The 3394-nt window shown below is 26.9% G+C and carries 3 protein-coding genes; 2 read left to right on the forward strand and 1 reads right to left on the reverse strand.

Annotated elements, in window-relative coordinates; genetic code table 11:
• Positions 1 to 1663: 1663 nt before the first annotated feature.
• Positions 1664 to 1879, reverse strand: a complete 216-nt coding sequence (locus HGB55_RS15545) for a helix-turn-helix transcriptional regulator (protein ID WP_168817751.1) — start codon at positions 1877 to 1879, stop codon at positions 1664 to 1666.
• A gap of 158 nt (positions 1880 to 2037) precedes the next feature.
• On the opposite strand from HGB55_RS15545, the gene HGB55_RS14605 reads away from it, so the two are divergent.
• Both HGB55_RS14605 and HGB55_RS14610 read left to right on the forward strand, forming a co-directional pair.
• Complete coding sequence (locus HGB55_RS14605; protein WP_168817753.1) at positions 2038 to 2313, forward strand: hypothetical protein; 276 nt, start codon at positions 2038 to 2040, stop codon at positions 2311 to 2313.
• Between the two features lie 552 nt (positions 2314 to 2865).
• Complete coding sequence (locus tag HGB55_RS14610; protein ID WP_168817755.1) at positions 2866 to 3069, forward strand: hypothetical protein; 204 nt, start codon at positions 2866 to 2868, stop codon at positions 3067 to 3069.
• Positions 3070 to 3394 lie beyond the last annotated feature (325 nt).

Consider the following 3394-nt stretch of genomic DNA (forward strand, 5'->3'; position numbering starts at 1 on the left):
AACAATGTATAACCGCAATTACGGCGGATTCGACTACGTCCGAATCCACTCGGAATTGCTAACGCCAGTTCTTAACCGAAAATTATTAACTTTAATCCCGCAACTGACGGTTATACGAGACCGTTGGTTAAAATAACGAGATTAGAACTTGGCAGAGAAATTTTCTTTCAAAAATAATGATTTACTAAAGCTGAAAATTAGATTGATTTTGAGCATTATTCCGGAATGAGTTTTTGATCTATTTTTCTTCTAAAACTAAATTTCTACTTCAACTGAGAATTTCTCTGAGAACTCTTCTCTTCTATTTCATCATTCTACTAAATTTAGAAATTTAATGAGTTGAATCCGTTAAATTGATTTGATTTTCGTTTCGTGGGAGTTTTTCTCTTATTTTTAGTTTTTTAAGCTAATTCTCTACTAAACTGAAAAATTCTCAACGATTGATTTTTTAGATAATTCGTTTTCTTTTTATAATTAATACTAAACTTGATAAATAAAACTCAAAAGATTGATTTTCTGATTGTTTTAGTTGCTTTTCATCATTTTCGTAAACTGAAAAATTGCAACTTCTTTCAACTGAATTTGAGCAATATCACGGAATGAAAATAGAGAATTGAAACCATCAGATTTGAGAAATGAATCGATTAAATTTAAACTAAAATTGATAAATCCAACTTTGTTTGATTAAGTTACTTTAACCAACAATGGCTATATTGCATTGTGGCGGATTTTCTTTTTCAGAAAATCCTCGTATATTTACTAAGCTAATTGCTATGGCGGAAAAATCTTGTCGATTTTTCCACAACGACAACATAGCCTAAACCGTTGCCTAAAATAACGAGATTGGAACTTGGCAGAGAAATTTTTCTTCAAAAATAATGATTTACTAAAGCTGAAAATTAGTCCGATTTTGAGCATTATTCCGGAATGAATTTTTTAAGTAGTTTTCTTCCAAAACTAAAATTCTGCTCCGGCTGAGAATTACTCTGAGAACGCTTCTCTCCTATTTTATCATTCTGCTAAATTGAGAAATTTAATGAGTTGAATCCGTTAAGTTGAATAAATTTTAAAACGTACGAGTTTTTCTCTTATTTTTAGTTTTTTAAGCTCATTTTCTACTAAACAGATAAAAACGAACTCGTTTGAATGATTTTTAGATATTTCATTTTCTTTTTATAATTAGACTAAACTTGAAAATGCAAACTCAAAAAGATTTATTTTCTGATTGTTTTAGTTGCTTTTTATCATTTTAGTAAACTGAAAAATTACAACTTCTTTCAAGTGAATTTGAGAAATATCACGGAATGAAAAATGAGAATTGAAACCATCAGGTATGAGAAATGAATCGATTAAATTTGAACAATGAATTAATTAAAATTCTGCTTAATAATGAAAAATTAGATATGATTTGAAATGGTTACTTTAGGCAACAACGTATATAGCTCATTGTGGCGGAATTTTTTAATTAAAAAATTCCTTATATTTATTGTCAAAATTGCTTCGGCGGAAAAATCTCGCTGATTTTCCCACAACGAAGCCATATACAAACCCGTTGGCTAAAATAGATGACTAGAATAATTAGAACTAAAGAAAGAAAATTAAAATGAAAATTATATAATAATACTTTTAGTGAATTTGTGGAATAAATTTAACTGATAAGATTTTAAATTTTAAGAATTTCATATAGAGGTACACCTAATGCTTTAGAAACTTCAAAAAGAGAATATACTGTGGAATTTACCTTTCCGTTTTCAATTTTTTCAATAGCTTGCCGATCTTTTTCACAATTTCTTGCTAAATCAGATTGGCTCCACCCTTTTAAAGTTCTTAATTCAATTATACGATTACCTATCTTTTTATTTAATTCGTCTTTGTTCACTAAACAAATGTCAAAGAATTAACTGAAAATTTCGTCATACAAAAAGTTGACAGATTGTGTAAGTTTTATTAATTTTGTAAAAAAATTAGAATTATGAGTCAGTTATTATTTCAACTTACTTTGATTAAAATATTTTTTTATAAAACATATATGTTGCTATGGTATTTTATGAGAAAGAGTTTAAGGAATACGCATTGAATAAAGGTTTAGAATTAACAACAATAGAAAATTATCTAGAGGAACTAACTAATATTTCAATATTTGTAGGAGAAAGAATATCCGAAAAGAATCTTTCAAATTTGTCTGATTTGAGAATCCTTATTGAGAAATTGAGAAAATATAAAAATCAAAAATCAATTGATAAAGTAGTACCTGCAATGAAATTTTATATGGAAATGATTAAAGTTTTATTTGAAAATATTGAGAAAGAATGAATTAATGAATAAAGAGTTTGTAAAAATACTACTTTAGCCAACAATGGCTAAAAAAAATTGCTCCATTATGCTAAATAGAAAAATTAAACTAAATTTAAACAATAAAACAAACGTCGGAAAAGTACGATTTAGCAATTGCAACTTTTCCTAGCCTAACCCGTTGCAAGTAATTGCTTGACTGAGTTTTAGTCTGAATAGATTAAAGTGTCGATTTAATAGAAAATAGCATTTAAAAATTTCGGTTTATGAGAAATTTGCAGAGAAAATTATGATGGCATAAATTGCTGTTTTTTAAAGAAAAAAAATTACTAATCTGAAAAAAAGAATGAGTTACCTAATAAAAAATTTAATCGGTAGAAGTTGAGAATTAAATAGATTGTACTTTTTATGAAAAAATTGTACAAACCGAGAAAATCTTGATGATTCTCAACCTATCTAAATTTATAACTAAAAACTTGATATTTAGAAATATATAAGATATTTTTACAGAAAATAGTATCGTTTAAAATGAAAAATTGCAACTATCAATGAAAAAACCAAATCAACTCCATTATGAATGAAAAAGATTTTATTAAAAATGAACCTGCTTTTTTAAAAGTGATTTACCTGATTGGAATCATCTTCTTATTAATTAACTTAAACGATTTAACAACTGAAAATAAAGAAACTCATTTGATCTTTCCGATACTTGCTTTTGTTATTTTGACTACTTTTTTTATAAGAATGATACTTTTCAATACTAAAAATGACAATTGAGTATTTTAAAAGATAATTTTAAATATCAATGAAAATTATATGACTAATGCTCAACAGAACGTGGCGCAAAAACTTGCAACACCGTATATAGCTCATTGTGGCGGAATTTTTTAATCGAAAAATTCCTTATATTTATTGTCAAAATTGCTTCGGCGGAAAAATCTCGCTGATTTTCCCACAACGAAGCCATATACAAACCCGTTAGCTAAAATAACTTGTGAAGAATTCGGCAGAGAATTTCTCCTTCAAAATTTATGTTTTTTTTAACTCAAAATAATCTGATTTTGAGCATTTTTCCGGATTGATTTTTTTATGCTTTTTATTT

Origin of the sequence: Lutibacter sp. B1 (genome assembly GCF_012524075.1) — a bacterium.
Classification (GTDB): Bacteria; Bacteroidota; Bacteroidia; order Flavobacteriales; family Flavobacteriaceae; genus Lutibacter.

Bases quoted from the DNA above. Each gene is read 5' to 3' on its own strand.
- HGB55_RS14610 (WP_168817755.1), top strand. From the start codon at position 2,866: ATGAATGAAAAAGATTTTATTAAAAATGAACCTGCTTTTTTAAAAGTG.
- HGB55_RS14605 (WP_168817753.1), top strand. From the start codon at position 2,038: ATGGTATTTTATGAGAAAGAGTTTAAGGAATACGCATTGAATAAAGGT.